Raw genomic sequence first — 26,242 nt, 5'->3', positions numbered from 1 at the left:
CGCCAGGACCCAAGGAGAGAACATGCAAGCTTCCGTAGAGACCGCGCAGGTGCCGCAGCCCGGCACCGTCGAGCACTGGGCGCGCGCGCGGCCCGATGCGCTCGCCGCGATCGAGGGCGAGCGCGCGCTGAGCTGGGCCGCGCTCGACGACCAGGCTAACCGGCTCGCGCATGCCCTGTCGGCGCGCGGGCTGGGCCGCGGCGACATCGTCGTGGTCCGCACCCAGATCCGGCTCGAGTGGATGGCCATCGCCGCGGCATGCGGCAAGCTCGGCTGCTCGCTGCTGGGCATGAACTGGCGGCTCACGCCCGCCGAGGTGCGCTACGTGCTCAACAACAGCCGCGCCAACGCCATCGTCTGCGACGACGCCGACCCGGCCGCGCTGCTGCCAGCGTTCGACGGCCAGCCGCTGAAGGCCGCGGTGTCGCTGGACGTCGCCGCGGCAGGCTTCGACCATTACGCCGATCTGGTCGCCGCCCCTGCCCCCGCGCGATACTCTGCGGGCCAGCCTGGCCTGATCATCTACACCTCCGGCACCACCGGCTTGCCCAAGGGGGTGCTGATGCGCGGCAGCGCGGATATGTCGGACCCGATCGTCACCGAATATCTGGCGGATGTCGGCGCCCACCGCACCACCTCGGCCGAGGCCTGCTTCCTGCTGACCATGCCCGTCCACCATGGCTCGGGCCCCTCGCAGATATGGGCGGCGCAGAAGGCCGGCGCGCTCACCGTCATGATCCGGCGCTACGACCCGCTCGCCGTGCTGGACGCGATCCAGCGCTACCGTGTGAGCCACTGGACCGGCGTGCCGACCATGTTCAAGCGGCTGGCGGCGCTGCCGCCCGGCACCGTGGCACAGCACGACCTCACGTCACTGCAGTCGATCACGGTGGGCGCGGCGCCGGTGTCGGATGCGCTCAAGCAATGGATCATCACGCATCTCGGCGACTGCCTCTACGAAGGCTACGGCTCGACCGAGACCGGCATGGTCAGCCGCATGATGGCCGGCGACCAGCAGCGCAAGCCCGGCTCGAGCGGCCGCCCCTACCGCCACGTGCGCATCGAGATCCGCGATGCCGACGGCCACGTGCTGCCGGTGGGCCATTCCGGCGAGATCTGGGCCTGGACGCCGGTGGCGATCCGCAACTACCTGAACGCCCCCGCGCTCGGCACCGACACGCGGGATGAACGCGGCCTCTTCCGCACCGGCGACGTCGGGCGGCTCGACGACGAAGGCTTCCTCTACATCAGCGACCGCGCCAAGGACATGATCATTTCCGGCGGCGTGAACATCTATCCGGCCGAAATCGAGGCGGCGCTGCAAACCCACCCTGCCGTCGCCGACGCCGCGGTCATCGGCATCCCGGACGAAGAGTTCGGCGAGAGCGTGATGGCGTTCTGCGAGATCAAGCCCGGGCTGAGCGTTGACGAACCTGCGCTGCTCGAACACTGCGTCGGCCAGCTCGCCTCGTACAAGCGCCCGCGCAATATCCGCATCGTCGACGAACTGCCGCGCAATACCGTCGGCAAGCTGCTCAAGCGCGACCTGCGCGCGCCCTTCTGGAAAGACAAGGAGAAAAACGTATGAACAACCTGCTCAGCCTCAGCGAACGCGTGATGCTGGTGACCGGCGCCGGGCAAGGCGTGGGGCGCCAGATCGCGCTGCATGCCGTCGCCCACGATGCCGAAGGCGTGGTGGTCAACGACTACTTCCTAGACCGCGCCGAAGCGGTGGCCGAGGAAGTGCGCGCCGCCGGCGGCCGTGCCATCGCCGTGCAGGCGGACGTGACCAGCCATGAAAGCGTGCAGGCGATGTTCGCCACGGCACGCGAGGCTTATGGCCGTGTCGACGTGCTGGTCAACAACGCCGGCAATGCCGGCGCCACGCCCAGCGCCGATGCGCGCAAGCCGTTCTGGGAGACCGGCCCCGATGCATGGAACAGCTTTATCGGCGTCAACTTCTACGGCGTGATCCACTGCACCGCCGCCGCGATCCCGGACATGATCGCGCGCCAGGCGGGCCGCATCATCACCATCATCTCCGATGCTGGCCGCATGGGCGAATCGAACCTGGAGGTGTACTCGGGCGCCAAAGCCGGCGCGGCGGGCTTCATGCGCGGCGTGGCGCGTGCCATGGGACGTTACAACGTCACGGCAAACTGCGTCGCCATCTCCGCTACCGTTACCCCGGCGATCGAGGAACGACTGAAAGCGGACCCTGAGCGCACCAAGAAGATGATGGAGAGATACGTGATCCGCCGTCCGGGCCGGCCCAACGACGTCGCCAACATGGTGACCTTCCTCGCCTCGGATGCCAGCAGCTGGATCACCGGCCAGACCTATCCGGTCAACGGCGGTTTCTCGTTCGCCCTGTAAGGAGACGCCATGTCAGATACCCGTACGGACACCCAGGCGCCGCGCGTCCTGACCGAGCGGCACGGCCATGTGCTGGTGATCACCATCAACCGGCCGGAGGTGAAGAACGCCTGCGACGGCCAGACCGCGCTGGAGATGAACGCGGCGATGGACCAGCTGGACAACGACCCCGGCCTGTTCCTCGGCATCATCACCGGCGCCGGAGGCGACTTCTCCGCCGGCGCCGACCTGAAGGCGGCGGCGCGCGGCGAACTGCGCGAACGTCCGCCGCGCGGCGGCTTCGGCGTGTTCAAACGGCCCGCGCGCAAGCCGTTGATCGCAGCGGTCGAAGGCGTAGCGGTTGGCGGCGGCCTCGAGTTGTGCCTGTCGTGCGACCTGATCGTCGCGGCAAAGAACGCGCGCATGGGCCTGCCGGAAGTGCGCCACAACCTTGCCGCGATTGGCGGCGGGCTGTTCCGGCTGCCGCGGCGCATCCCGTACCACATCGCCATGGAGCTCGCACTGACGGGCGAGCTCAAGGATCCATCTTTCTTCGCACCGCTGGGGCTGGTGAACCGCGTGGTCGAGCCCGGGCAGGCGCTGGACCAAGCACTGGCGCTGGCACTAAAGCTGATGGCCAACGGCCCGACGGGTCTCGCGGCGGCCAAGGAAATCATCTTCCAGTCCGCCAACTGGACGGATGAAGAAGCCTGGGAGAAGCAGATGCCGATCGCCGCCGTCGCGATCGAATCGGAGGATCGCAAGGAGGGCCTGAAAGCGTTCGTGGAGAAGCGCAAGCCGGTGTGGCGAGGGGTATAGCAGGCGTGACCCGAGGCTTCATCGCCGGTGGCGGTGCAGCCTCGCGAGCGGACGGAGTGCCGGTCGGCTTTTTCTGTGACATCGGTTGCGCTAACCGATCCCGTCGCCTAATATGCAACCACTTAGTTGCATATCGATCCACTCCAAGGAGACCGCCCATGCCTTCCGACACCGACCGCATCGAACGCAGCATCCTGATCGAAGCCCCGGTCGCGCGCGTCTGGCACGCGCTGACCGATGCCGATACCTTCGGCAGCTGGTTCGGCGTGCGCTTCGACGGCGCCACCTTCGCCCCGGGCAAGCGCGTGGTGGGCAGCATCACCTATCCGGGCTATGAATACCTGAAGTTCGACGTCCAGGTTGAACGCATGGAGCCGGAACGGCTGCTGTCGTGGCGCTGGCATCCGGCGCCGCTGGAGCGCGGACGTGATTATTCGGACGAGCCGGCCACGCTGGTGGAATTCACGCTGCGCGCGGTGGAAGGCGGCACCATGCTGACCGTGGTCGAGTCCGGCTTTGACCGGATCCCGCCGGAACGGCGCCAGGAAGCCTTCCGCATCAACAGCGGCGGCTGGGATGAGCAGGTCAACAATATCCGCCAGCATGTTGCCGGCACTGACTGAGGCGCCGGAACTGCGGCAGTCCGCCGCGGTCTTTGCCGCGCTCGGCGACGAAACCCGGCTGCGGCTGGTGGCCGCGCTGTGCGCCGGCGGCGCGATGTCGATCGCGCAACTGACCGCGGGCAGCGCCATGACGCGGCAGGCGGTGACCAAGCACCTGCAGGTGCTGGCGCAGGCCGGGCTGGTGCACGACAGCCGCGCCGGTCGCGAGCGCCTGTGGCAGTTCGAGCCCGGCCAGCTCGATGCCGCGCGCCGGTCGCTGGAAGCGATCGGGCGGCAATGGGAGTTTGCGCTGGGCAAGCTGAAGCTTGCGGTGGAGGGCGAGCATTAGCTGGATTTCTCAATTGCCCTGCCACTTTGCTCCCCTCTCCCGCTTGCGGGAGAGGGAGCAACCAAGCGGTCGTTGGCTGCCGCACAGGTCACGAAGTCACTCCCTATCACCGCTATACTGACAGCCCCGCCCATTCCAGCGAGAGGAAGCGCGCAGTGGCTGACCACGACCTGTCCAGGCTCAAGATCGACCGGCAAGCCGCCGCGGCCGGCGTCCGTATCCGTCCGCGGCGCCGGTGGCTGCGCTACGCGGCCGTCGCGGTGGTGCTGCTGGCGCTGGCCGGCATTGCCTTCCGGCTGGCCGGCCCGCGGCCGGTGCAGACCGCCACCGTCACCTCCGCCTACCCCACGCAGAACTTCACGCTGCTGAACGCCACCGGCTATGTCGTGCCGCAGCGCAAGGCTGCAGTCGCATCGAAGGCGCAGGGCCGGCTGGAATGGCTGGGCGTGCTGGAAGGCTCGCGCGTGAAGAAGGACGAGGTGATCGCGCGGCTGGAAAGCAAGGACGTGGCCGCGTCGTTCGCGCAGGCCCAGGCGCAGGTCCAGGTGGCGCAGGCCAACCTGGCGCTGCAGCAGGCCGAACTGAAGGACGCGGAGGTGAACCTGCGCCGCTCCAGGATTCTGATCGTGCCGAACGCGATCTCGCGCACCCAGTACGATGCCGACGTGGCGCGCTTCGACAAGGCGCGGGCCTCGGTGAACAGCTCGCGCGCGTCGGTCGCGTCGGCGCAGGCCAATGCGCGCGCGGCCGAGGTGGCGGTCGAGCAGACCGTGGTGCGCGCGCCGTTCGACGGCGTGGTGCTGGTCAAGCATGCCAACGTGGGCGACAACATCACGCCCTTCTCCGCCGCGGCCGACACCAAGGGCGCCATCGTCACCATCGCCGACATGGAGACGCTGGAAGTCGAAGCCGATGTCGCCGAATCCAATATCGCCCGGATCCGCGTCGACCAGCCCTGCGAGCTGCTGCTCGACGCCCTGCCCGGCCTGCGGCTGGCCGGGCAGGTTTCGCGCATCGTGCCGACGGTGGACCGCTCCAAGGCCACGGTGCTGGTCAAGGTGCGCTTTGTCGACCGCGATGCGCGCGTGCTGCCCGACATGAGCGCCAAGATCGCCTTCCTGTCGCGCGCGGCCACCGCGCAGGACCGCCAGCCGGTGGTTGCGGTGCAGCCGGCCGCGATCGCCACGCGCGACGGCCGCCAGGTGGTCTACGTGGTCAGGGACGGCAAGGCGCACGAGATGACGATCAAGAGCGGCGCCAAGCTGGGCGAACTGGTGGCCGTGCAGGGCGTCAAGCCGGGCGACGTAGTGGTGCTGTCGCCCGGCGACCAGATCGGCGACGGCAGCCGCGTGACCACGGCCAAGCCATGAGCGAGGGCCGCATGAGCGCCGCGCCGCTGGTGCAGATCGACCACGTCGCCAAGTCCTACCGGCGCGGCATGCAGACCGTGCCGGTGCTGACCGATATCTCGCTGGAGATCGGCGCAGGCGATTTCGTCGCGCTGATGGGCCCCTCGGGCTCGGGCAAGAGCACGCTGCTGAACCTGATTGCCGGCATCGACCGGCCCGACCGCGGCACCCTGCGCGTCGCCGGGCTGGACATCACGCAACTGCCGGAAGCGGCGCTAGCCGACTGGCGCGCCGCCAATGTCGGCTTTATCTTCCAGTTCTACAACCTGATGCCGGTGCTGACCGCGTTCGAGAACGTCGAGCTGCCGCTGATGCTGACGCGGCTGCCGCGCGCGGAGCGGCGCGCGCGCGTGGAACTGGTGCTCGACATGGTCAACCTGGCCGACCGCATGAGCCACTATCCGTCGGAGTTGTCGGGCGGCCAGCAGCAGCGCGTGGCGATCGCGCGCGCGCTGATCACCGATCCCGCGCTGATCGTTGCCGACGAGCCCACCGGAGACCTCGACCGCACCTCGGCGGCTGAGATCCTGGCGATGATGCAGCGGCTCAACGCCGATGCCGGCAAGACCATCATCATGGTCACGCACGACGCGCACGCCGCCGCCGCGGCTGGCTCGCTGGTGCACCTGGAAAAGGGAGAGCTGATCCGTGGCGAGCCGGCGTAGTCTCCATTCACCATGTACGCGCTCAAGCTGATCGCCCGCAATGCGCTGCGGCACAAGCTGCGCACCACGCTGACGGTGTTCGGACTGGTGATCGCGGTGCTGGCGTTCGGGCTGCTGCAGACCGTGATCGATGCCTGGTATGCCGGCGCCTCGGCCGCCTCCAGCGCACGGCTGGTCACGCGCAATGCGATCTCGCTGGTGTTTCCGCTGCCGCTCAGCTACGAAAGCCGCATCAAGGGCATCGACGGCGTAACCATGGTGGCGCGCTCCAACTGGTTTGGCGGGGTCTATCGCGATCCCAAGAACTTCTTCGCGCAGTTCGCGGTCTCCGACAACTACCTCGACCTCTACCCCGAATTCATCGTCCCGGACGCGCAGCGCGCCGACTACCAGCGCGACCGCAAGGGCGCACTGGTGGGGCGCCAGCTGGCCGACCAGTTCGGCTTCAAGGTCGGCGACGTGATCCCGATCAAGGGCACCATCTACCCCGGCACCTGGGAATTCGTGGTGCGCGGCATCATGGACGGGCGCGACGAGAGCACCATCACGCGCCAGATGGTGTTCCACTGGGAATACCTGAACGAGACCGTGCGCAAGCGCACCCCGCGCCAGGCCGACCAGGTCGGCGTCTATATATTGGGCGTCGGCAACCCCGACAACACCGCGGCGATCTCGCGCCAGGTCGACGGTGTGTTCCGCAATTCGCTGGCCGAGACCCTGACCGAAACCGAGCAGGCCTTCCAGCTGGGCTTTGTCGCGATGTCGAACCAGATCATCGCGGCGATCCGCGTGGTCTCGTACGTGGTGATCGTGATCATCATGGCGGTAATGGCCAACGCCATGGCCATGAGCGCGCGCGAGCGCACCGTCGAATACGCCACGCTCAAGGCGCTGGGCTTCGGCCCCGGCTTCCTGGCGCTGCTGGTGTTCGGCGAATCGCTGGCGCTGTGCGTGGCCGGCGGCGCGCTCGGCATGCTGGCCACGCCGCCGGTGGCCACTGCCTTCAAGCAGGCGGTGGGCGGCGTGTTCCCGGTGTTTACGGTATCGCCGCAGACCATGCAGTTGCAGGCGGCGTGCGCGCTGGCGGTGGGTATCTTTGCCGGCATCGTGCCGGCGCTGCAGGCAGCGCGCGTGCGCATCGTCGAGGGCCTGCGGGCCATCGGCTAGCGCGAGGGGAGCGCCATGGCCATCCCGTTGACCTATATCGCGCGCAACCTGTGGGCCCGGCGCCTGACCACCGCGCTGACCGCGGCCGGCCTGGCGCTGGTGGTGTTCGTCTTTGCCACCATGCTGATGCTCGACGCCGGGCTGAAGAAAACCCTGGTCACCACCGGCGAGCACGACAACGTGGTGGTGATCCGCAAGGGCGCCGAAACCGAGATCCAGAGCGCGGTCAACCGCGACCAGGCCAGCATCATCGAGATGCACCCGGCCGTGGCCATGGGCCGCAACGGCCGGCCGCTGGCGTCGCGCGAGGCCGTGGTGCTGATCTCGCTGACCAAGGCCAGCACCGGCCAGCCGTCCAACGTGGTGATCCGCGGCATCTCGCCGGCAGGCATGGATCTGCGCCCGCAGGTGCGGCTGGTGGCCGGGCGCACGTTCCGGCCGGGCTCGTCCGAGATCATCGTCGGCAGCAGCATCGCCGGTGGCTTCGCCGGCGTGCAGATCGGCGGGCACCTGCGCTTTGCGCAGCGCGACTGGACCGTGGTCGGCCACTTCGACGCCGGAGGCAGCGGCTTTGACTCCGAGATCTGGGGCGACGTCGACCAGCTGATGCAATCGTTCCGGCGCAATTCGTATTCGTCGATGGTGGTCAGGCTGGCCGATTCCGCGCTGTTCGAGCGCTTGCGCGCCGATCTCGACGTCGATCCGCGCCTCGCCGACGAGGCCAAGCGCGAGCAGGCCTTCTACAGCGACCAGTCCAAGGCCCTGTCGGGCTTTATCAATATCCTGGGCTTTACGCTGTCCACCATCTTCTCGATCGCGGCGATGATCGGCGCCATGATCACCATGTACGCCTCGGTGGCCAACCGCGTGGCGGAGATCGGCACGCTGCGCGCGCTCGGATTCCAGCGCGCCAGCGTGCTGGCCGCGTTCCTGGCCGAAGCGGCGCTGCTGGGCCTGGTCGGCGGCGCCGCGGGGCTGGCGTGCGCGGCGCTGATGCAGTTTGCGTCGTTCTCGACCACCAACTTCCAGACCTTCGCCGACCTCTCGTTCCGCTTTATCCTGACCCCGGCGATTGCGCTGCAGACGCTGGCGTTCTCGATCGCGATGGGCCTCGTCGGGGGATTCCTGCCGGCGGTACGGGCGGCGCGGATGAATATTGTGGAGGCGTTGCGGGCGCGTTGACCTATGCGCGCTGCTGCCGGTTTTGCTCCCCTCTCCCGCTTGCGGGAGAGGGGCGGGGGTGAGGGCCGGCGCCTCCACGACAGTTATGTCCTGAAAAACCACTGCCCCCGCTCAATGTGGCTCCAAGCTAGACCACCCCTCACCCCGGGCCTCTCCCCATGAGGGGAGAGGGAGAGCACCATCGCCCTGGCGCCGCCCATCCTTTCCTTGCCTTCTCTCCCGTGCCCGACTACAACCCGTAGTGATGCATGCTACGCGTCAGGACGCCCCCCGATGAACCTTGACCTGCTGGCCTCATTGCTGACTGCCGTGGTGGTGCTGTTGATCGGAACGCTGGTCAACCGCAGCGTCGGCGTGCTGTCGCGCTACAACATTCCCGATCCCGTCACCGGCGGCCTGCTGTTTGCGATCATCGCGTCGACGGCGATGGCGGCGGTGAAATTCCGCGTGGTGATCGATCCCGGCATGAAGCCGGTGCTGCTGCTGATGTTCTTCGGCGGCGTCGGCCTCTGCGCCGACCTGCGCATGCTCCGGCGCGGCGGCAAGGCGCTGGTGATCTTCCTGATCATCCTGCTGCCTTATATCGTGGTGCAGAACTTAGTGGGCGTGGCCATGGCGCGGGTGCTGGACCTGCATCCGATCTTCGGCCTGGTAAGCGGCTCCATCACGCTGGTGGGCGGGCACGGCACCGGCGCGGCCTATGCCGAGCGCTTTGCCGAGGTCAACAACCTGCAGGCGGTGATGGACCTGTCGATGACGGTGGCCACGGTCGGCCTGATCGTCGGCGGCATCATCGGCGGACCGGTGGCGCAGTACCTGATCTCGCGCTATCGGCTGCGCTCGACCGCGCGCGAGGCCGGCGACACCGAGGAGGAAGCGGCGGCGGTCTCGCCCGTCACCACCGTGGGCGCGCTGGCGTCGCTGGCCGGCATCCTGGCCGCGGTGATCGGCGGGCGCTGGATCGCCGCGCAGATGCCGACCGGCGCCATCACCATCCCGGGCTTCCTCTGGTGCATGATGCTCGGCATCGCCATCCGCAACCTGCTGCCCTTTGCCGGCATGCGCTTTGACGACCGTGCCACCGACCTGATCACCAATGTCTGCCTGTCGCTGTTCCTGGTGATGACGATGATGGCGCTGGACCTGGCCGACGTGGCGATGTCCGCCGGCCCGTTCCTGCTGATCATCGCCATGCAGGTGGTGTTCATCATCCTCTACGTGGTGCTGGTGTGCTTCCGCTTCATGGGGCGCGACTACGAGGCCGCCGTCACCTCGGCCGCGTTCATCGGCTTCAACATGGGCTCGACCGCCACCGCCATGGCCAATATGCGCGCCATCACCGCGCGCTACGGGCCGGCCCCGACCAGCTTCCTGATCACGCCGCTGGCCGGGGCGTTCTTCGTCGACCTGATGAACGCGTTCGTGCTGACCATGATGCTGGCGCTGCCGCTGATCGGGGGCTGAGATGGGGGCTGAGATGCGGCGCCGCGCCCTGCTGACCCTGCTGTTTGCCCTGCTGGCCAGCGCCTGGCTGGCGGGATGCGGCGCCGGCCCGGCCGCCGACGGCATCCGCGCCGGCGTCGAAGAGCGGCTGGCACTGGCGCTGCCGCCGGGCACGGTGCAGGTGGTGGGCCTTGAGCGCCGCGGCTCGCAGGCCGATACCAAGGCCCCGGCGGGCGAGACCCGCCGCATCGTCTATTTCGACGCGCAACTGAAGCTGCTGCGCGACTATGACTTCGGCGCCTGGGATTCGCCCGGCGTGGCGGGCCTGGTGTCGGCGCTGGGCGCGGGCCCGCGCGGCATCACCGGCATCACCAGCGGCGGCAACAAGGCCGGCGATATCATCCGCGCCCACGGCACCGCGCTGTACCGGCGCGATGGCGAGCGCTGGGTCGGCGTGCTGCCGGCCGGCTACCGCCCGGCCGAGGCCCCGGCCGTCGCCACCAATGCGCCGAGCGGCCCGGCGGCGATCCTGGACGCGATGCGCAAGGTGATCGACTCGGTGCAGAAGGACGCGTCGCCGGCGCAGCGCGCGGTGATCGAGCAGGAGCTGACCACCGCGCACGCCAATATCCGCGCGCGGCTGGCGCGGGTCAATGAAGGCTATGCCATTGCCGCCGGTGCCGAGCACGGCCAGTACTTGCGCTTTGCGCAGGCGCTGGTTGCCGGCACGCGCGTGCGCGCGATCCCGCTGGTCACGCACGGCGGCGAAGAGAACCTGCGCCTGCTGCGCGCGGGCAAGGTCTCGGTGGCACTGGCGCAGGGGGATGCCGCGCTGGACGCTTACGAGGGCAAGGACGCCTTCGCCGATGACGGCCCGCAGGCCTCGCTGCGCGCCATCGGCAGCCTCTATCCGGAACCGGTGCATGTGCTGGTGCGCGATGGCGATCCGGCGCGCTCGGTGTCGGACCTGCGTGGCAAGCGCATCGCGGTGGGCGAGCGCGGCTCGGCCTCGCGCCATACCGCGCTGCGCGTGCTGGGCGCGCATGGCCTGACGGACAAGGACTTCAAGGCCGAGGAAGTGGGGCTGGGTACCGGCCTGGTGGCGCTGCGCCAGAACCAGGTCGACGCCGTGATCCAGGTGATCGGCGTGCCCGCCGACAGCATCCGCGATGCGCTCGCCGAAATGCCGCTGCGGCTGCTGCCGCTCGACGAAAAGGCCATCGTCGCGCTGGTTGGCCGCAAGGCGGGCTATTTCCGCGCATCGATCGCGCCCGGCACCTATCCCGGCCTGAGCGCGCCGGTGCGCACCATCGCCACCGCGGCCGTGCTGGTGACCGGCCCGGACCTGTCCGACAACGAAGTGGCCGACCTGACCCGGCTGGTCTACCGCAACGGGCGCGACCTGGTCGCGCGCGGCAGCGCCCAGGGCGGACAGATTTCGGTGGCCACGGCGCGCCAGGGCCTGATGATTCCGCAGCATCTGGCGGCGGCCAAGACGCTCGACGCCATGGGCGCGGGCGGCCGCGCGCCGGCCCCGGCCAGGCCGGCCAGCACGCCTGCCGCATCCGCGACGCAGGCAAGGTAGGGGGTGCGCTGGCGGGCTTCAGCGCCGGCCCGATACGCCGTAGAACGTTCCTGCGCGTGGATTAGACACCACATAAGCGTGGCGCTGCGCCCAGAACTGTGCGGTACGGAAGGCTTCGGCCTCGCGCTCGCTCCAATCCGTTGCCAGCAACGGCAAAGCCTCGGCATCGGTGGTCAGGTAGACGCGCGCCTGATAGCGGGCGGTTTGCATCGTGCCGGTACGGATAGTGCGGATCGTGACGTGGAGGGTCATAGGCAGCTTCTCGACAGGGCAACTACCAGATCATAACCACTTCCATGTGTTGGATTGGTGAAACCGTTGCGAATGTGCCAAGGCCGTCAACCTGCCACGGCGCTGTCAGGTTCCGGCGCCGGCGCCGACATACCGGCATCGCCATCCCTTCCGGAGCCCGCCATGACCGCCAGGCCCGCCATCCTCGTGCTGACCCACCTCGCCATGCTGGCGGCCGGCTTTGCCGCGGGCATCTATGTGCTGCCGATCCTGACGGCTCAGCCGGGCGCCAGTGCCGGGCAGGTGCAGGCGGTATCGCAACAGGCGCGCTATGCCGGCGCCTTCCGCAAGGACCTGGCCGGCAGCGACGCGCTGCACTGGGCCAGCGGGCGGCTCCATGTCTCGGCCAATGCGCTCGCCTTTGAAGGCAGCGTGGCACCGGGACCGGACTACCGGATCTACCTGGCGCCGGCGTTCGTCGACAACAAGGCGGGCTTCCTGCGGATCAAAAATCAGTCGCTGCAGGTCGGCGAACTCAAGACCTTTGGCAATTTCACGGTGCCGTTGCCGCCAGGCGTGGACCCGGCGCAGTATGCCGCGGTAGTGATCTGGTGCGAGCGCTTCGGGCAGTTTATCGGGGCCGCGCGGTATAGATAGGGACCGGGCGCGGGAGCGCGGCTGGCGATGGCGTTGCCGGCGCAGCAGAGCGGCGGCGCAAGCGGAAAAAGGGGCCGGTCAAGACAACCGGCCCAACGAACCCCGCAAGACCAGCCGCAGGTGTCGATATGAGAGTTAAGCACCCGCCAGTGCTGGCATGGCAGCCGGCCGGGCGGGCATCAGGCAGTGACGCTCAGAAGCGATGACGCAGGCCGATGGTGGCGCCGGTCTGGTTCTCGCCGGCAACCACGGTGCCCACGCCGTTCAGGCCCAGCGCCGAGCCCGACTTGTTCTTCGAGTAGCCGACGTTCAGGTACACGTCGGTGCGCTTGGACAACGAGTAGTCCGCCGACAGCACGAACATCCACGGATCCGCGTCGCTGTTGCGGGTGTCGTTGTAGTACGCCGCGCCGGTCAGCAGGAACGCCGGGGTGAAGCGGTACTGGGCGCCGGCCCAGTAGACGTTGCTGCGGGTCTCGGCCGCGGTGGCGCTGGAGACGCCGTCGTCGCGCAGCCAGCGATAGCCCGCGAACACCTTGGCCCCGCCGAAGGCGTAGGCCGCACCCACCGCCGCGCGCTTGGCGGCGCGGTCCTGCAGCGCCACCGTGCCGCCGTGGAACTGGTCGTAGGCCGCGCCGACCGAGAGGCCGCCCGCCGCATACGACAGGCCGCCGCCGAAGTTGCGCCCGACCTTGGTCTCGCCCGGCACTTCATTGTTGTCGCGGCCGAAGCTGTAGAAGCCGGTGGCGGTCAGGCCGCCGAACTTGCCGGTGTACTTGATGGCGTTGTCGGCGCGGCCGTTGAAGGCCGAGTCGACGCTGTTGAGCGAGTAGCGCGGGCCCACGCCCATCGGGTCGAAGGCCCCGAACAGGTCGTACAGCGCGTTCTGCTGGCGGCCCAGCGTGACCGCGCCCCAGCCGCCCTGCAGGCCGACGTAGGCCTGGCGGCCGAACAGGCGGTTGCCTTGGCCCGAGGTGCCGGTGTCGACGTCGAAGCCGCTTTCCAGCACGAAGATGCCCTTCAGGCCGCCGCCCAGGTCTTCAGTGCCACGCAGGCCCCAGCGCGAGCCCGACAGGTTGCCCGAGTTCAGGCGCACGGCCGTGCCTTCGGCGCCGCCGCTGCCCGGCACGTTGCTGATCACTTCGACGCCGGCGTCGACGATGCCGTAGAGCGTCACGTTGGACGTGGACTGGGCCGACGCCACCCCGGATGCGGCCGACGCGGCCGCTGCTGCCGTCATTGCAAGGAGAGCTTTCTTCACTGTAGTTTCTCTGTGTTCTGTTTGAGGCACGACACCGCACCGGACCCAGAGCCGCGATCGTCATGGAGCGTCATGGCAAGTCATGACGATCGCGGCCCAGCCGGGCAACCCGGCAACGGCGCATCGTCCGCACGAGAGGCGGCCCTGGCATTGTGGCGGCGCAATATGAAAGCTTTGTGACCCATGCGACGCAGCATGAAGTGGCGCATCGCGCGCGGATGGGGGTTTTCCCTGTAACGGGCCGGAACGTTTTGGTAGGATGCAGGCTTTTCCGACGACGGTAATGCCAGTGTCCCGTGCCGCCCCGCGCCCGTGCCTCGACCGCTTCGCCTCATGAAGCTGGCTGAGATCAAGACCCGGCTTGCCCCGCTGCTTGCCTCGTTTCCGGCTTCACTGCCTGCCCCGCTCCGGCGAGGGCTGTCCCGACTGGCGGCGCGCACCGCGCGCGCCGGCCTGACCCGGCCCGGCACGCTGCGCCCCACCCGGCGCGGCCTGCTGGCCGGCCTGGCCGCGCTTCCGGCGGCGCTGCTGCTCTATGTGCTGGTGCTGATCCCGTTCACGCCGGGCATCAGCGATATCCGCAAGGCCAAGTCCGAGCAGCCGGCCCAGGTGCTGTCCGCCGACGGCAAGGAGCTGGCGGTGTTCAAGTGGGCCAACCGAGACTGGGTACCGCTCAAGCAGATCTCGCCCAACGTGGTGGCGGCGCTGATCTCCACCGAGGACCACCGTTTCTACCAGCACCACGGCCTGGACTGGCGCCGCATCGCCTCGGCCGCGCTGCATACCTTTTCCGGCGACCGCCAGGGCGGGTCGACCATCACCCAGCAGCTGGCGCGCAACCTCTATCCCGACGAGATCGGCCGCGCGCCCACGCTGACGCGCAAGCTCAAGGAAGCGATCACCGCGCTGAAGATCGAGGCGCTCTACACCAAGGACGAGATCCTCGAGACCTATCTCAACACGGTGCCGTTCCTGTACAACGCCTTCGGCATCGAGATGGCGGCGCGCACCTACTTCGACCGCCCGGCCCGCTCGCTCGACGTGCTGCAGAGCGCCACGCTGATCGGCATGCTCAAGGGCAACAGCTACTACAACCCGGTAATCAACCCCGAGCGCGCGCTCGACCGGCGCAATACCGTGCTGGGGCAGATGGTCAAGCGCGGCAAGCTCGACGCGGCGCGCTACGAGCAGCTGAAGAAGCGGCCGCTGCGCATCGACTTCGAGCGCCAGACCGAGCCGCCCGGGCCCGCGCCCCATTTTGCGCAGCAGCTGCGCAAATGGCTGATCGGCTGGGCCGACCGCAACGGCTACGACATCTACGCCGACGGCCTGGTGGTCCACACCACCATCGACGCGCGCCTGCAGGCCATGGCCACGCAGGCGGTGGTGCAGCAGGGCAACCGGCTGCAGGCGGTGGCCAACGCCGCCTGGGCGCCGCGCGCGGGCTGGGCCGCCAACAAGCCGCTGGTGCAGGCCTTGGTGCGCGAGACCCCGGAGTACCGCGCCGCGGTCGCCGCCGGCACCGCACCGGACGAGGCGCTGCGCCACCTGATGGCCGACAGCGCCTTCCTGCGCGCGCTGCACCAGAGCAAGACGCGGATCCAGGCCGGCTTTTTGGCGATCGATCCGCGCAACGGCGAGATCCGCGCCTGGGTCGGCAGCCGCGACTACACCCAGGACGCGTTCGACCACGTGCAGCAGGCGCGCCGCCAGCCGGGCTCGACCTTCAAGCCCTTCGTCTACGGCGCGGCCTTCGACGAGGGCAAGACGCCCGACGACACGCTGGTGGACCAGCCGGTGGAAATCGCGCTGTCCGGCGGGGAGATCTGGCGCCCCAGCGACGAAGGCCGGCCCACCGGCCGCGCCATGACGCTGCGCGACGGCCTGGTCTATTCGCGCAACACCATCACCGCGCAGCTGATGCAGGAAGTGGGCCCCGCGCGCGTGGCACGGCTGGCGCGCAACATGGGCGTGCGCGACAGCGAGCTCGACGTGGTGCCGTCGCTGGCGCTGGGCACCAGCCCGGTCACGCTGAAGGAAATGGTGGCTGCCTACGGCACCATCGCCAACGCCGGCGACTACATCGCGCCGACCATGGTGACGCGCATCGAAGACCGCCAGGGCAATGTGCTGCAGGTGTTCCGCCCCGCACGCGCCGAGCACGCGCTGCCCGCCGCCGCCACGCAAACCCTGCTCGACGTGATGCGCGACGTGATCGACCGCGGCACCGGCGCCGGCATCCGCTCGCGCTTCGGCATCCGCGCCGACGTCGCCGGCAAGACCGGCACCACCCAGGACAATGCCGACGGCTGGTTCATCCTGATGCATCCGGAACTGGTGGCGGGCGCCTGGGTGGGCTTCAACGACAGCCGCATCACGCTGCGCAGCGACTACTGGGGCCAGGGCGCGCACAGCGCGCTGCCGATGGTGGGCGATTTCTACCAGCGCGCCCTGCGCGCGCGCATCATCGATGGCCGCGCCCGCTTTGCGGAGCATGAAGAGACGCACTTGTTTGCGTCGCTGGGCACGCAGCTGCACGGCTGGTTCAGCCAGCTGTTCACGCGCGACAAGGCCAGCGAGACCCCGGCGCCGCGCCCGGCGCCGCGCCGCCCGGCGTTGCCGGCGCAGGAAGCCGAGATCGCGCCGCCGGCCGCTGCGTCGGCCGCAGCGGCCGACAGTGACCATGATGAGTCCAGCCTGGCGCTGGATCGGGGGGAGACGGTGATGGCGGTGCCGCCGGGTTTCGCTACAGACGCCTCCGCGGCACGCGCTGGGGATCCGCCGGCGGCGTCGGCGGCGCCGGTGTCGCCAGCGGCTTCAGGTTCGGCCGCCTATCCGGGCGTTTCCGCCGGTCCCGCAGTCCCGGTCCAACCAGCGGTGCCTGCGCCTGCTGCCCCGCCCGCTTATGTTCCACCCACCAATGCTCCGGCGCCGGCAAGCGGCGCCTTGCCCAACGCTGCACCGGGCTGACGTTGGAACGTTGCCGCCCGCAGCAGATGGGAAAACTGCCCGCCCGCTTCTATATGGGATTCAGCCAGTTTTCACAGCGCAATCCCTTCACGCGCGCAAATTCCCCAATGTTGTCGGTTACCAGCACGGCATCGAGTGACAGAGCGTGCGCGGCAATCAGCATGTCATTGGCTCCAATCACCCGGCCGCTGCTTTCCAAGGCAGCGCGTAAGCTGCCATAGCGAACATCGGCATCGCCGTCCAGCGGCAACACCCGCAGTCCCGCCAGGGCCTCGCTGACACGTTCGCTCAGCGCTGCGGAGCCCTTCTTGGCGGCGCCGAAGCGGAGTTCAGCCGCCACGATGATGGAAGTGCACAAGCTACGGCTCGATCGAAGCGATCCGCGCGGCGCAGGCACCGCGCGTATTGCGGATGGCGTCCGAAATAATGTTGGTATCGAGCAGAAACGAGGTCATCAGAGATCGACATCATCTGCAGGCAGGTTATCGATCTCTGGCCAATCCACATCGATAGGTTCCCATTGCGCCAGCAGGGCTCGCAATGGCATCGACGCAACCGGCTCGATGATTAGATGGTCGCCTTCACGACGCAAGATGGCCTCTTCGCCCGGCAACTCGAACTCACGCGGAATGCGAATCGCCTGGTTGCGGCCATTGCGGAACAGTCTTACATGGCGGATTTCGTCAGTCTGAGCCATACGTAACTCCTAAGCAGATGCCAAAGCATCTGCCGAACGACTAATGAACGCAATGAGCTGAAGCGCCTTTAACACATCACATTCTCTTTAAAGCCGAGTATCGGGGATCGCCAATGCCGTCGCCATCACACCAACCCGATATCACGCCCCGCCACCCCCGGAAACACCTGCGCCAGCCGCTCCGCATCCAGGCCGTACAACCTGCGGAACAGTCCCCCCAGCAGCGCCCGGTACTCGTTGCGCACCGGCCAGTCGCGATCCTGGTTGAGCGTGGCCGCTTCCACCGCAACCTGCTCGCCGGCGATGCGCCCGCCGCGCACGGCGCCGCCCAGCACCCAGTAGACCGTGCCGTGACCGTGGTCGGTGCCGCGCGTGCCGTTCTCGCGGAAGGTGCGGCCGAACTCGGACAGCACCACCGCGGTGGTCTTGCTCCATGCGGGACCCATCTCCGCGGCAAAGGCCGACAAACCGCGGCCCAGGTTGTCGAGCAGCCCGGCCAGCTGGCCCTGAGCGGCGCCCTGGTTGACGTGGGTGTCCCAGCCGCCCACGTCGATAAAGCCCAAATTGAAGCGCTCGCGCATCAATCCCGCCATGCGCCGGGCCTCGACCTCGAAGCCGCGGGCGCTGAGCGCGCGGCGGCTGGCGGCCTGCATCTCCTGCTGGCGCGACGCCATGTTGGCCGGGCCGGCGCCAGCCATGCCGCCCTGCGCCGCTTCCGCCTGCGCCTGGCGCGCGACGGTCGCGCGCAGCTCGAAGCCCTCGTCGATCAGTGACTCGAAGCGCGTGCCGCGATACATCTGCGCCAGCAGCCGTGCCTGGCGGGCATCGAAGGGGGCCCGGCCGGCGCCCTTGAGCGAAACATTGGGCACGTCGCGCGGGCCGGACAGCACCAGCGGCAGTCCATCGGTGAACGCCACCGGCGCGGCCTGGCCGCCCATGGCCTGTGCCAGCCGGTTGAGAAAGCCGCTGCCGCGCAGCGCAGCCACAGCCTGACGGCTTTCGCCATGGCCGGGCAGGCCGGCCTCGATGCCGTCCTGGGTCTCGAAGTGGCTGCGCGACAGGTCGTGCGTGCCGGCGAACGGCACGAAGGCCAGCTGGCCCTGCTGCCACAACGGCAGCAGGGTCGGTGCCAGCGCCGGGTGCAGGGCCCAGTCGCCGATGCCGCGCGCGGCGCTGTCGGCGCCAAAGGCGGATGCCAGCGCCACCGCGGCATTGGGATCCGCGTCGGCACCCGGCGCCGGCGGGCGGCGGATGGCGATATTGGGCCGCGCCGCGTAGTAGAAATCGCTGCCCGCCGGCACCAGCACGCTGGCTGCGTCATAGCCGCCGCGCAGGAATACCAGCAGGAAGCGTGCGTCGGCCTGCGCGGGCAGCGCGTAGACGCGCGAGGCGATGGCTGGCAGCGCCAGCCCGAGTGCGGCGCCACCCATCGTCTTGAGCCATTGTCGGCGTTGCATGGTGCTCTCCGTTGCCTTCAGCGCTGCATCCATTCGGGCGAAGCCAGCAGCAAGGTGTTCCATTCGGCCTGCGACTCGGCCTGGTCCAGCGCGGCGCGCGTAGCCGGGCCCAGGTTGGCTTCGATGGCGTCGTAGTAGAGCTTGTTGCCGATCGTCGGGAAGCGCGCGCCGCGCGGCGCGGCGCCATCGCCCGCGAACAATCCCGCCGGCCCCGAGCCGATCGCGCGCGCGATCTCGAAACGCCGCACCATCTGCCCCGAACTGGCCCACGCGCTTTCCGCCGACGGGTAGCCGTCGGGCGCCACATGGCCGTACAGCGGCTCGCCCAGCTGGTTCAGCCAGTTCATCACCGGGCGCAGGTTGGCCACCTGTCGGCCTTCATAGGCCAGTCGCAGCGACGACACCACATAGACCATCGGGTCCTTGAACTTGCGCGCGGACGGGTCCGCCTGCCGGTCCAGTTCTGGCGCCAGCAACATGGTGCGCAGCACCGCGGCGATATCGCCGTCGGTGCGCGTGAAGGTCTGCGCCATGCGCTCGACCAGTGCGGGCGGCGGGTTGTCGGCGATGAAGTGGGCCGCCAGCCGGGCACTGACAAAGCGCGCCGTGGCCGGCTCGCGCGCCAGCATCGACACCGCGCGCGCCACTTCGTCGAAACCGGATGGCTCGATGCGCTGGCCCAGCAGCAGCTTGGCGCCGAAGTCGTGGCGCGCGGGATTGAACTCGAACAAGCCGTCGCTGCGGTACAGGTTTGCGCGCGCGGGGGGCAGCTTCGGCGGCGGTGTGCCGCGCAGGTTCACGCCTACGCCGGTCAGCACGCGCGCCAGTTCCTGCACGTCCTGCTGCGTATAGCGCGACCCGCTGGGGCCGCCCGAGACGCCCAGCGTATGCAGCTCCATCAGTTCGCGCGCGTAGTTCTCGTTGACGCGGTTGGCGCTGCTCTGGGCATTGTCGAGATAGACCAGCATCGCCGGCGCGGTCACCGTGGCCATCAGCAGGTCGCGGAAACGGCCGAGCGCGTGCGGCCGGATCGCGCGCTCTTCGTAATCGGCCAGCAGCAGCCCGACCTGACCCTTGCCCGCATAGACGTTGAAATGGTTCATCCAGAACCATGTCATCTGCTCGCGCAGCTGCGCCGGCGAATACAGCGCGCGCAGCAGGTGGCGCCGCCCCACATCCGCGACGATCTCGCGCCCCTGCAGGTTGAGCGCCTGGCGCGCCTGCTGCCGGCTCGCGTCGTCGGCCAGGGCATCGATGCGCTGGCGCGCCTCGCGCGCGGCCTGGACCTGCGCGGCGGCGCCGTCGCGCAGGTTGGGCAAGGCGGCAATGGCGGCCGCCAGCTCGGGTGGATCGGCCAGCGGCATCGCCAGCTGCTGCGCGAGGAAGCCCTTGCGGCCCAGCCGGTGCAGCGCGTCCAGCGAGGCCTGGTCGGCGCCGTAGGTAACGGTATTGAGCCAGCGCAGGTCGGCGGCCGCCGCGGCGCCATGGCCGTCGCCGTTGCCCGGCCCCGCCTGCAGCAGGGCACAGCCTGCCAGGCACGCGGCCAGCGCCAGCACCGCGGCGGCGCGCCAGGCGCTCACGCGCCCGCGGCCAGGTGGTCTTGCATGCTGCGCTGGATCCATGTGGTTCACCTCGTCCGGTTCGATCCCCATCACCATGTTACGTGGCAGGCCCGGTCCGGTTGACGCGACGACGCCACGCGAGTGTTACCAGTGCTTTTCAGTGCGAGATTGCCGGATTTGCCAAGACAGCGGCGCCGCGCCTCGTTAGCCTTGCCCTTTTCCGCCCTTTCCGCTACCGGAGCGAAAACCCTGCCCGCATGTCGCGCCCCCTGTCCACTGCCGCCTGGCTGCCCGCCGCGGCCTTCGTCCTGATCTGGTCCACCGGCTTTATCGTCGGCAAGGCCATCGTGCCGCTGGCCGACACCAGCCTGTTCCTGCTGGGCCGCTTTGCCGTGGCCGGGCTGATGTTCGTGGCCTGGTCGCTGGCCGCGCGCGCGGCATGGCCGCCGCTGCGTGAGGCGCCGCGCCACCTGCTGGCCGGCGCGCTGATGCAGGGCCTCTACCTGTGCGCGGGCTACGGCGCCGTCGCCCAGGGCTTGCCGCCGGCGATCATGGCCCTGCTGGGCGCGCTGCAGCCGCTGCTGACCGCGCTGCTTGCCATCCCCCTGCTGAAAGAGCTACCTTCCAGGCGGACCTGGCAAGGGCTGGCGCTGGGTGCGCTCGGCGTCGCGCTGGTGGTTGCGCCGGCGATGCAGGCCGGCCTGCACGGCGCGGCCCGCCCGGTGTCGCCGTGGATCATGCTGCTGGGCGTGCTGGCCATTGTCTCGATCACCATGGGAACCCTGTTGCAGAAAACCGCCATCGCCGCCTGTGACCTGCGCGCCAGCTCGGCGTGGCAGAACCTGGGCGCCATGCTGGTCGCCGCCGCGATGGTGGCGATCCAGGCAGCCGGCGCGCCGCTGCACTGGCACGGCGGCCCAGCGCTGTGGGCCGGGCTGGCCTGGGCCGCGATCGGCCTGTCCGGTGCCGGCACCTGGCTGCTGGTCAGCCTGGTGCGGCGCGGCCAGGCCGCCAATGCCGCGGCGCTGATGTTCCTGGCGCCGCCGCTGGCGGCGCTGCAGGCCTGGCTGCTGTTCGGCGAGCATCTTGGTGCGGTGCAGATGCTGGGCATGGCGGTGGCGGGTGCCGGCGTCTGGCTGTGCCAGACCCGTGGCAGGATGCGGCATGCCGAAGCCCGCTGAAGCGCGCGCCGCGCCGCTGGTCGAGCACCGGCGCTACCGGCCGCAGCCGGAGGGCCACCAGCACGGCTACCACCAGCTGCTGTTCGGCCTGGCCGGCGCCTCCGAGCTGGAGCTCGACGGCCACCTCTACCGCGTCGACGACCGCACCGGCCTGATCGTGCCGGCCGGCAGCCATCATGACTACATGGGCTACCAGGGGAACCTGCAGCTGGTGGCGGACTTCCCCGCGCATTCGGTGGCGCTGCCCGCGCGGCTGATGGCGCGTCCACGCGCGTTCACGGTGGACGGCGCCTTTGGCAATCGGGTGCGGACTCTGGCGGCCGGGCGCACGGCGTGCGCGGCACGCGCGCCGCAGGCAGACTGGCACCTTGCGGCAACCCTGGCCGCGACGCTGGCCGACAGCCTCGGCGTGCCCGCCGACCGCGAGGTCTTTCCGCTGATGGCCATAGATGCCCATCTGCGCGCCAACCTGGCCGCGCCGCTGCGCGTGCCGGAACTGGCCGCGCATTTCGGCTGGAGCGTGCGGCGCTTCCAGACCCTGTTCGCCGAGGCCTTCGGCGATACCCCGCACCGCTACCAGACCAGGCTGCGGCTGGACCGCGCGCTGCAGTGGCTGTCGGACTCACGGCTGCCGCTGGCAGAGATCGCGCTGATGTCAGGCTATCCGGACCAGACCACCTTCACGCGCAGCTTCACGCGGCGCTTCGGGTTGCCGCCAGGGGCATGGCGGGCGGCCACGCGCGGCTGAGACCGAGAGTGCTGACCGCCTTGCGCGACCGGTTACCGAGAGACGATATCCTGGCGCATCGGCCCCAGAATCCCCAGCAATTCCTTCTGGTCGCGCGCCGGCACCTTGAACTTGTTGAGCGATTTCACCAGGTCATCGACCAGCGCATCGAACTCGTCATTGCTGATGGCCATGCCGGCATGGGCGGTTTTCATATCGCGGCCCGAATAGGTACAGGGTCCGCCAGAACCCGCGCAGATCTGCTCGACCAGCCGGGTCTTCAGGCGCGGCATATCGGCATTGGCAAACTTCGCCTTGATGCGCGGGTCGGTCGCCAGGTTGCCGACGAAGTCGTCGACCACCGCGGTGATCGCCGGCATGCCGCCAAGCCGGTCGTATAACGACGAAGTCGCGGCGGGCGTGGCACGCTCGGGGGTTGCGCAACCGGCAAGCCCGAGCAGCGCCGTCAGAACAAAGCCGCACAGAACAGCAGAAATACGCATGGCTGCCTCCCTTCCGTTATCCGGTCGCTTGCGGTCGGAGCCAGTTGCGCCGCGGCGCAATTTGCATTGACAACGTGCGAGGATTGCGTGACACCGCCGGCTTCGGCTGTTTCAGCATAGCAGGTTGGTCACGCCTTGCTTTCAAGCGTACGGCGGCATGGCGTTTTCGATGCCGAACCGCTAGAGTCGGAAACGACCAGACACGAATGCGGCGATGCCAAGACCCCAGATCCTCACCTATGTCGACGCCGGCGCGTCGGACTGGACCGCATGCCTGATGCGCACCATCGGCCATCAGCTGCCCGCGGGGGCCTATGAAATCCGCGCGGTGATGGCCAGCGAGATCCGGCACGACGCCACGCTGTTCGACGACGCGGTGATGTTCGTCATGCCGGGCGGCGCCGACCTGCCCTATTGCGCCTTGCTGAACGGCGCGCCGAACGCGCGCATCCGGCAGTTTGTCGAACGGGGCGGCGTCTACCTCGGGATATGCGCGGGCGCCTACTACGCCTGCCGCGAACTGGCCTTCCACGCCGGCACCAGCGGCGCCATCTGCGGCCCGCGCGAACTGCGGCTGGTGGATGCGGTGGCGGTCGGCTCGCTGCCTGAACTGACCGGCGGCAAGCTCTATGACGGCACCCCGCGCACCACCGCCGCGGTGGAACTGCGCACCACCGACAAGCTGACCGAAGTCCCGCTGTCGCTTTACACGCATTACCACGGCGGCTGCCGCTTCGACTTCGCCGACGCTCCCGGCCCCGGCACCGAGGTCCTGGCCGTCTATGCAGGCATCGCCGGCACACCGCCCGCCATCGTCAGCGCACAGGTGGGCAAGGGCCGCGCGCTGCTGACCGGGGTCCATCTGGAGATTTCGGAGCGGGAGTGCAAGGATGCGTTGCGCGGCCACAGCGATATGTCCCAATACCTTCATGTGTGCGACCGGCTGGCGGAAACGGGCGACGCGCGCCTGGCGGTGTTTCGGCAGTTGCTGGCGCAGGGTGGCCTGTCGCTGGCCTGAGTGGCCGCCACCCTAGCGTGCTGCCGTGCCAGCCACTCCCTCGGTGAAGTGGTAGAGGTGCGTGTTGTCAGGCGCCTCGCTGATGCCCTCGCCGCTCGGGCGGAACTCGATATGGCGCTGGTACTTGTCGCTGTCGGCCCGGGCGTCGCGCTCGGCGGCTTGCAGCGCCTCGGCATACGGCATGGGATCCTTCGATTTCTCGATCTCGAGCAGCAGCGTCTGTTCATTGACCCGCACGCTGTACTTGCCGAGGTTGAACAGCAGGTACATCGCCAGCAGGTTGTCATAGTCCTGGTAGGCGCCGGCTTCGCGGCGAAAGTCGAGCGACAGCACCGAGGGAAAGCGGTCGGGCAGGTTCTTGAAGGCGATTTTTTCTTCCTCTTGCGGATCGACATAGGTCGAGCCGCGGTACTTCTTGTACAGCACCACATCCATGCCGTAGTTGCGCCGGCCCCATTCCCGGATCAGCTTCATCGCCATCTCGGTCGGGATATTGGCGGTGGCTGCCGCGATCATGCGCTGCCCTGAAAACAGCGTCGCGCCGGTCACCTCGAGGTCGCGGTAGCCGGCGCCATACTTGAAGGCGGCGCCGATGGTCTTGGCGCAGTTCAGGCGCAGGTAGTCGTAGCGGATCGGCCCGTGGTGATATTCGGTGTTGCTGCGTTGCTGGTGATAGTCGTCGTTGATGCGGCGGAAGTACGCGGCCAGCGCTGCCTTGTCCGCCGCGGGCACGCCATAGACCCGCACCCCGATGACCGAACGCTTGTAGATCTCGCCGAAGTCGAGCCCGAACGATGCGGTCTCGGCGACCGTGGATACGGTCTTGAACAGGTATTCCTGCTTGGGGATGGCGATCATCAGATCGGTGGTGTAGCGGCCGCTCGCATGCGCGGGGTCGCGATCGGCGTAGAAGTTGGCCGAGTAGACCCTCTCTTCGCCCGCCGCGTCGTCACGCAGCGCCAGCGCGATATGGCCGGCGGATCCGCCCTTGGAGGTGCCGAAGCTGATCAGCAGTTCCAGGTCATAGGGGTCTTCGTGCAGCCTTGCCGCGATCTGTCCGAGGTTGGCGGGCTCAGGCCCGCCCTTGCTGCCGAATTCGCTGGCCAGGGCCAACTGCGGCAAGAGCAGCGCAATCGCGACGAACCACAGCACCGACCTCGTTCTCATTATTTCCCCCGATTCTGGACGACCCAGGGCATGACCATGACGTGCCGACGATACCATGCGGGCCACCGCCGCGGCGCTCGCCCCGCCCAGCGATCCGGTACAATGCTCCCCTTTCGAGGACGACCTCGCCCGCACCGGGTATGAATGTCCGGGACGGCCCGGCTCTGATCAGGGAGCCATCATGGCCTGGATATATCTCGTCATCGCCGGAGTGCTGGAGGTTCTTTGGGCGTACTCCATGAAGCTGTCCGACGGCTTTTCGCGCCCCGGCTACTCGGCCATCACCATCGTGGCCATGATTGCCAGCTTCGCCCTGCTCTCCCTTTCCATGAAAAGCCTGCCGCTCGGCACGGCCTACACCATCTGGACCGGCATCGGCGCCGTGGGTGCCTTCCTGGTGGGGCTGTTCGTGCTGGGCGAACCCGCCAGCGCCGCCAGGATCCTGGCCGCCGTACTGATCGTCAGTGGGCTCGTCATGATGAAGGTGAGTTCCTGAACCGCAGTGTCGTTCCGGCCACGCTCAGAACGCCTTGCTCAGTTCCAGTCCGCCATAGAAGGAACGCGGCTCGCCCGCGGTCTTCCTGGCGCCGCCGAAGAATCCCAGGTTCACGCCCTTGCCGATGGCAATGCCGGTCACGACCAGGCCGCCTTGCGTGGCATGGTAGAACGGGTCGCCGTGCTTGATGAATTCCACGCCGGCCCAGGCTTCGCCAAAGACCTTGTAGAGCAGGCGTCCGCGCGCCCAGTAGGCCCTGGGCCCGAAGTTGTAGCTGGCGATGCCGTTGACCGCCCAGTTCCGGGCAAACTCCTGTTGGCCCAGCACGGTCAGCGCAAGGCCCCACTCGCCGCCGTCAGAGCGGTTGTCCGCCCCCTCCGGCGACACGCGGTTATAGCGATAGCGGGCGCCTGCCGAGAACTCGGCCCAGCCCGTCGACCAGCCCTTCTGCACGCCGAGGGCGGCCTCGGCCGCCTGTCCGTTCACCGTCACGGTGGTGCCGTTGGTACCGTACTTGTAGTGGTAGTCGCTGACCACGAACTTCTGCACCAGCAACGGCACCGGCAGCAACTTGCCGCTGATCCCTACGTATTCACTGCGCTCGCCACCGCCGGCCAGGCTGGCGCCGCCGAACAGGAAGGGATCGGCCGCGGCCGGCAGCGATGCCAGCAGCGCCAGCCCGCCGAAGAGTGTCATCGCTGCCAGCCGCCGGCATGCTGCGCCATGGCCTCTGTACGCC

Annotated in this window: 25 protein-coding genes and 1 pseudogene; 17 read left to right on the top strand and 9 right to left on the bottom strand. The window is 68.7% G+C overall.

The annotated features are described in order from the left end of the window. The first annotated feature begins 22 nt into the window (after positions 1–22). The 11 genes from MKD50_RS01905 to MKD50_RS01855 all read left to right on the top strand — a co-directional run bounded on the left by MKD50_RS01905 (position 23) and on the right by MKD50_RS01855 (position 11,576). The gene (locus MKD50_RS01905; RefSeq protein ID WP_252666212.1) at positions 23–1,588 is read left to right on the top strand and encodes a class I adenylate-forming enzyme family protein; all 1,566 of its coding nucleotides are present in this window, start codon (positions 23–25) and stop codon (positions 1,586–1,588) included. Further along, entirely contained in the window at positions 1,585–2,376 is a 792-nt protein-coding gene (locus tag MKD50_RS01900; RefSeq protein WP_252666211.1) for an SDR family NAD(P)-dependent oxidoreductase, read from the top strand. Before MKD50_RS01905 ends, MKD50_RS01900 begins: the two co-directional genes overlap by 4 nt. Before the next feature lie 9 nt (positions 2,377–2,385). After that, on the top strand, positions 2,386–3,174 hold the full coding sequence (locus tag MKD50_RS01895; RefSeq protein ID WP_240071079.1) for a crotonase/enoyl-CoA hydratase family protein: 789 nt from the start codon (positions 2,386–2,388) through the stop codon (positions 3,172–3,174). A gap of 158 nt (positions 3,175–3,332) precedes the next feature. Continuing rightward, positions 3,333–3,797: an SRPBCC family protein gene (locus MKD50_RS01890; protein ID WP_252666210.1), complete on the top strand. Its 465-nt coding sequence runs from the start codon at positions 3,333–3,335 to the stop codon at positions 3,795–3,797. Continuing rightward, positions 3,778–4,125: an ArsR/SmtB family transcription factor gene (locus tag MKD50_RS01885; RefSeq protein ID WP_115701911.1), complete on the top strand. Its 348-nt coding sequence runs from the start codon at positions 3,778–3,780 to the stop codon at positions 4,123–4,125. Before MKD50_RS01890 ends, MKD50_RS01885 begins: the two co-directional genes overlap by 20 nt. Before the next feature lie 155 nt (positions 4,126–4,280). Continuing rightward, entirely contained in the window at positions 4,281–5,495 is a 1,215-nt protein-coding gene (locus tag MKD50_RS01880; protein ID WP_115701913.1) for an efflux RND transporter periplasmic adaptor subunit, read from the top strand. An 11-nt stretch (positions 5,496–5,506) separates the two neighbouring features. Next, on the top strand, positions 5,507–6,199 hold the full coding sequence (locus MKD50_RS01875) for an ABC transporter ATP-binding protein (RefSeq protein ID WP_115702604.1): 693 nt from the start codon (positions 5,507–5,509) through the stop codon (positions 6,197–6,199). 12 nt (positions 6,200–6,211) lie between these two features. Next, a complete protein-coding gene (locus MKD50_RS01870) occupies positions 6,212–7,366 on the top strand; it encodes an ABC transporter permease (protein ID WP_111516808.1) in 1,155 nt (384 codons plus the stop codon). Positions 7,367–7,381: 15 nt separating this feature from the next. Then, entirely contained in the window at positions 7,382–8,548 is a 1,167-nt protein-coding gene (locus tag MKD50_RS01865; RefSeq protein WP_252666209.1) for an ABC transporter permease, read from the top strand. A 273-nt stretch (positions 8,549–8,821) separates the two neighbouring features. Beyond that, entirely contained in the window at positions 8,822–10,012 is a 1,191-nt protein-coding gene (gene gltS / locus MKD50_RS01860) for a sodium/glutamate symporter (protein ID WP_252666208.1), read from the top strand. A 13-nt stretch (positions 10,013–10,025) separates the two neighbouring features. Beyond that, complete coding sequence (locus tag MKD50_RS01855; protein WP_252666207.1) at positions 10,026–11,576, top strand: TAXI family TRAP transporter solute-binding subunit; 1,551 nt, start codon at positions 10,026–10,028, stop codon at positions 11,574–11,576. Positions 11,577–11,594: 18 nt separating this feature from the next. Here the strand turns inward: MKD50_RS01855 and MKD50_RS01850 are convergent, their stop codons facing one another. Continuing rightward, positions 11,595–11,828, bottom strand: coding sequence for a CDP-diacylglycerol pyrophosphatase (locus tag MKD50_RS01850; RefSeq protein ID WP_115683523.1), 234 nt, complete (start codon positions 11,826–11,828; stop codon positions 11,595–11,597). 162 nt (positions 11,829–11,990) lie between these two features. Here MKD50_RS01850 and MKD50_RS01845 point away from each other — a divergent pair, with 162 nt between their 5' ends. Continuing rightward, positions 11,991–12,464, top strand: a complete 474-nt coding sequence (locus MKD50_RS01845; RefSeq protein WP_252666206.1) for a DM13 domain-containing protein — start codon at positions 11,991–11,993, stop codon at positions 12,462–12,464. A 193-nt stretch (positions 12,465–12,657) separates the two neighbouring features. Here MKD50_RS01845 and MKD50_RS01840 read toward each other — a convergent pair whose 3' ends face one another. After that, positions 12,658–13,725, bottom strand: a complete 1,068-nt coding sequence (locus MKD50_RS01840) for a porin (protein ID WP_252666205.1) — start codon at positions 13,723–13,725, stop codon at positions 12,658–12,660. A gap of 333 nt (positions 13,726–14,058) precedes the next feature. Here MKD50_RS01840 and MKD50_RS01835 point away from each other — a divergent pair, with 333 nt between their 5' ends. After that, a complete protein-coding gene (locus MKD50_RS01835; RefSeq protein ID WP_252666204.1) occupies positions 14,059–16,695 on the top strand; it encodes a penicillin-binding protein 1A in 2,637 nt (878 codons plus the stop codon). A 49-nt stretch (positions 16,696–16,744) separates the two neighbouring features. On the opposite strand, the pseudogene MKD50_RS01830 reads toward MKD50_RS01835, so the two are convergent. The 4 genes and pseudogenes from MKD50_RS01830 to MKD50_RS01815 form a co-directional block, all read right to left on the bottom strand. Then, positions 16,745–17,150 (bottom strand): annotated as a pseudogene (locus tag MKD50_RS01830) (type II toxin-antitoxin system VapC family toxin). Next, a complete protein-coding gene (locus MKD50_RS01825) occupies positions 17,150–17,392 on the bottom strand; it encodes an antitoxin (protein WP_240071090.1) in 243 nt (80 codons plus the stop codon). Before MKD50_RS01825 ends, MKD50_RS01830 begins: the two are co-directional and overlap by 1 nt. Positions 17,393–17,517: 125 nt before the next feature. After that, the gene (locus tag MKD50_RS01820) at positions 17,518–18,849 is read right to left on the bottom strand and encodes a DUF1501 domain-containing protein (protein ID WP_252666202.1); all 1,332 of its coding nucleotides are present in this window, start codon (positions 18,847–18,849) and stop codon (positions 17,518–17,520) included. Between the two features lie 17 nt (positions 18,850–18,866). Next, complete coding sequence (locus tag MKD50_RS01815) at positions 18,867–20,471, bottom strand: DUF1800 domain-containing protein (RefSeq protein ID WP_252666201.1); 1,605 nt, start codon at positions 20,469–20,471, stop codon at positions 18,867–18,869. 197 nt (positions 20,472–20,668) lie between these two features. Between MKD50_RS01815 and MKD50_RS01810 the strand changes: the two genes are divergently transcribed. Beyond that, positions 20,669–21,592, top strand: coding sequence for a DMT family transporter (locus MKD50_RS01810; RefSeq protein WP_252666200.1), 924 nt, complete (start codon positions 20,669–20,671; stop codon positions 21,590–21,592). Beyond that, on the top strand, positions 21,576–22,340 hold the full coding sequence (locus tag MKD50_RS01805) for a helix-turn-helix transcriptional regulator (protein ID WP_252666198.1): 765 nt from the start codon (positions 21,576–21,578) through the stop codon (positions 22,338–22,340). The genes MKD50_RS01810 and MKD50_RS01805 overlap by 17 nt, the downstream gene beginning before the upstream one ends. A gap of 32 nt (positions 22,341–22,372) precedes the next feature. Here the strand turns inward: MKD50_RS01805 and MKD50_RS01800 are convergent, their stop codons facing one another. Continuing rightward, entirely contained in the window at positions 22,373–22,822 is a 450-nt protein-coding gene (locus MKD50_RS01800) for a group I truncated hemoglobin (RefSeq protein WP_252666197.1), read from the bottom strand. A 214-nt stretch (positions 22,823–23,036) separates the two neighbouring features. On the opposite strand from MKD50_RS01800, the gene MKD50_RS01795 reads away from it, so the two are divergent. Further along, positions 23,037–23,840, top strand: coding sequence for a BPL-N domain-containing protein (locus MKD50_RS01795; RefSeq protein ID WP_252666196.1), 804 nt, complete (start codon positions 23,037–23,039; stop codon positions 23,838–23,840). Between the two features lie 12 nt (positions 23,841–23,852). Here MKD50_RS01795 and MKD50_RS01790 read toward each other — a convergent pair whose 3' ends face one another. Further along, the gene (locus MKD50_RS01790) at positions 23,853–25,007 is read right to left on the bottom strand and encodes a hypothetical protein (protein WP_252666195.1); all 1,155 of its coding nucleotides are present in this window, start codon (positions 25,005–25,007) and stop codon (positions 23,853–23,855) included. A 181-nt stretch (positions 25,008–25,188) separates the two neighbouring features. Here MKD50_RS01790 and MKD50_RS01785 point away from each other — a divergent pair, with 181 nt between their 5' ends. Then, positions 25,189–25,503: a DMT family transporter gene (locus tag MKD50_RS01785; RefSeq protein WP_115702607.1), complete on the top strand. Its 315-nt coding sequence runs from the start codon at positions 25,189–25,191 to the stop codon at positions 25,501–25,503. Positions 25,504–25,527: 24 nt separating this feature from the next. On the opposite strand, the gene bcsS is transcribed toward MKD50_RS01785, so the two are convergent. Then, positions 25,528–26,199, bottom strand: coding sequence for a cellulose biosynthesis protein BcsS (gene bcsS / locus MKD50_RS01780; protein WP_252666193.1), 672 nt, complete (start codon positions 26,197–26,199; stop codon positions 25,528–25,530). Positions 26,200–26,242: the final 43 nt, after the last annotated feature.

Source organism: Cupriavidus mimosae (assembly GCF_023952485.1).
GTDB lineage: Bacteria > Pseudomonadota > Gammaproteobacteria > Burkholderiales > Burkholderiaceae > Cupriavidus > Cupriavidus taiwanensis_C.
This window is presented reverse-complemented; position numbering and strand designations above follow the sequence as displayed.

What these genes read in the sequence shown, in the direction of transcription:
- MKD50_RS01905 (WP_252666212.1), top strand. Translation starts at nt 23, where the DNA reads ATGCAAGCTTCCGTAGAGACCGCGCAGGTGCCGCAGCCCGGCACCGTC.
- MKD50_RS01900 (WP_252666211.1), top strand. Translation starts at nt 1,585, where the DNA reads ATGAACAACCTGCTCAGCCTCAGCGAACGCGTGATGCTGGTGACCGGC.
- MKD50_RS01895 (WP_240071079.1), top strand. Translation starts at nt 2,386, where the DNA reads ATGTCAGATACCCGTACGGACACCCAGGCGCCGCGCGTCCTGACCGAG.
- MKD50_RS01890 (WP_252666210.1), top strand. Translation starts at nt 3,333, where the DNA reads ATGCCTTCCGACACCGACCGCATCGAACGCAGCATCCTGATCGAAGCC.
- MKD50_RS01885 (WP_115701911.1), top strand. Translation starts at nt 3,778, where the DNA reads ATGTTGCCGGCACTGACTGAGGCGCCGGAACTGCGGCAGTCCGCCGCG.
- MKD50_RS01875 (WP_115702604.1), top strand. Translation starts at nt 5,507, where the DNA reads ATGAGCGCCGCGCCGCTGGTGCAGATCGACCACGTCGCCAAGTCCTAC.
- MKD50_RS01870 (WP_111516808.1), top strand. Translation starts at nt 6,212, where the DNA reads ATGTACGCGCTCAAGCTGATCGCCCGCAATGCGCTGCGGCACAAGCTG.
- MKD50_RS01865 (WP_252666209.1), top strand. Translation starts at nt 7,382, where the DNA reads ATGGCCATCCCGTTGACCTATATCGCGCGCAACCTGTGGGCCCGGCGC.
- gltS (WP_252666208.1), top strand. Translation starts at nt 8,822, where the DNA reads ATGAACCTTGACCTGCTGGCCTCATTGCTGACTGCCGTGGTGGTGCTG.
- MKD50_RS01855 (WP_252666207.1), top strand. Translation starts at nt 10,026, where the DNA reads ATGCGGCGCCGCGCCCTGCTGACCCTGCTGTTTGCCCTGCTGGCCAGC.
- MKD50_RS01850 (WP_115683523.1), bottom strand. Translation starts at nt 11,828, where the DNA reads ATGACCCTCCACGTCACGATCCGCACTATCCGTACCGGCACGATGCAA.
- MKD50_RS01845 (WP_252666206.1), top strand. Translation starts at nt 11,991, where the DNA reads ATGACCGCCAGGCCCGCCATCCTCGTGCTGACCCACCTCGCCATGCTG.
- MKD50_RS01835 (WP_252666204.1), top strand. Translation starts at nt 14,059, where the DNA reads ATGAAGCTGGCTGAGATCAAGACCCGGCTTGCCCCGCTGCTTGCCTCG.
- MKD50_RS01825 (WP_240071090.1), bottom strand. Translation starts at nt 17,392, where the DNA reads ATGGCTCAGACTGACGAAATCCGCCATGTAAGACTGTTCCGCAATGGC.
- MKD50_RS01820 (WP_252666202.1), bottom strand. Translation starts at nt 18,849, where the DNA reads ATGCAACGCCGACAATGGCTCAAGACGATGGGTGGCGCCGCACTCGGG.
- MKD50_RS01815 (WP_252666201.1), bottom strand. Translation starts at nt 20,471, where the DNA reads ATGGATCCAGCGCAGCATGCAAGACCACCTGGCCGCGGGCGCGTGAGC.
- MKD50_RS01810 (WP_252666200.1), top strand. Translation starts at nt 20,669, where the DNA reads ATGTCGCGCCCCCTGTCCACTGCCGCCTGGCTGCCCGCCGCGGCCTTC.
- MKD50_RS01805 (WP_252666198.1), top strand. Translation starts at nt 21,576, where the DNA reads ATGCCGAAGCCCGCTGAAGCGCGCGCCGCGCCGCTGGTCGAGCACCGG.
- MKD50_RS01800 (WP_252666197.1), bottom strand. Translation starts at nt 22,822, where the DNA reads ATGCGTATTTCTGCTGTTCTGTGCGGCTTTGTTCTGACGGCGCTGCTC.
- MKD50_RS01795 (WP_252666196.1), top strand. Translation starts at nt 23,037, where the DNA reads ATGCCAAGACCCCAGATCCTCACCTATGTCGACGCCGGCGCGTCGGAC.
- MKD50_RS01790 (WP_252666195.1), bottom strand. Translation starts at nt 25,007, where the DNA reads ATGAGAACGAGGTCGGTGCTGTGGTTCGTCGCGATTGCGCTGCTCTTG.
- MKD50_RS01785 (WP_115702607.1), top strand. Translation starts at nt 25,189, where the DNA reads ATGGCCTGGATATATCTCGTCATCGCCGGAGTGCTGGAGGTTCTTTGG.
- bcsS (WP_252666193.1), bottom strand. Translation starts at nt 26,199, where the DNA reads ATGACACTCTTCGGCGGGCTGGCGCTGCTGGCATCGCTGCCGGCCGCG.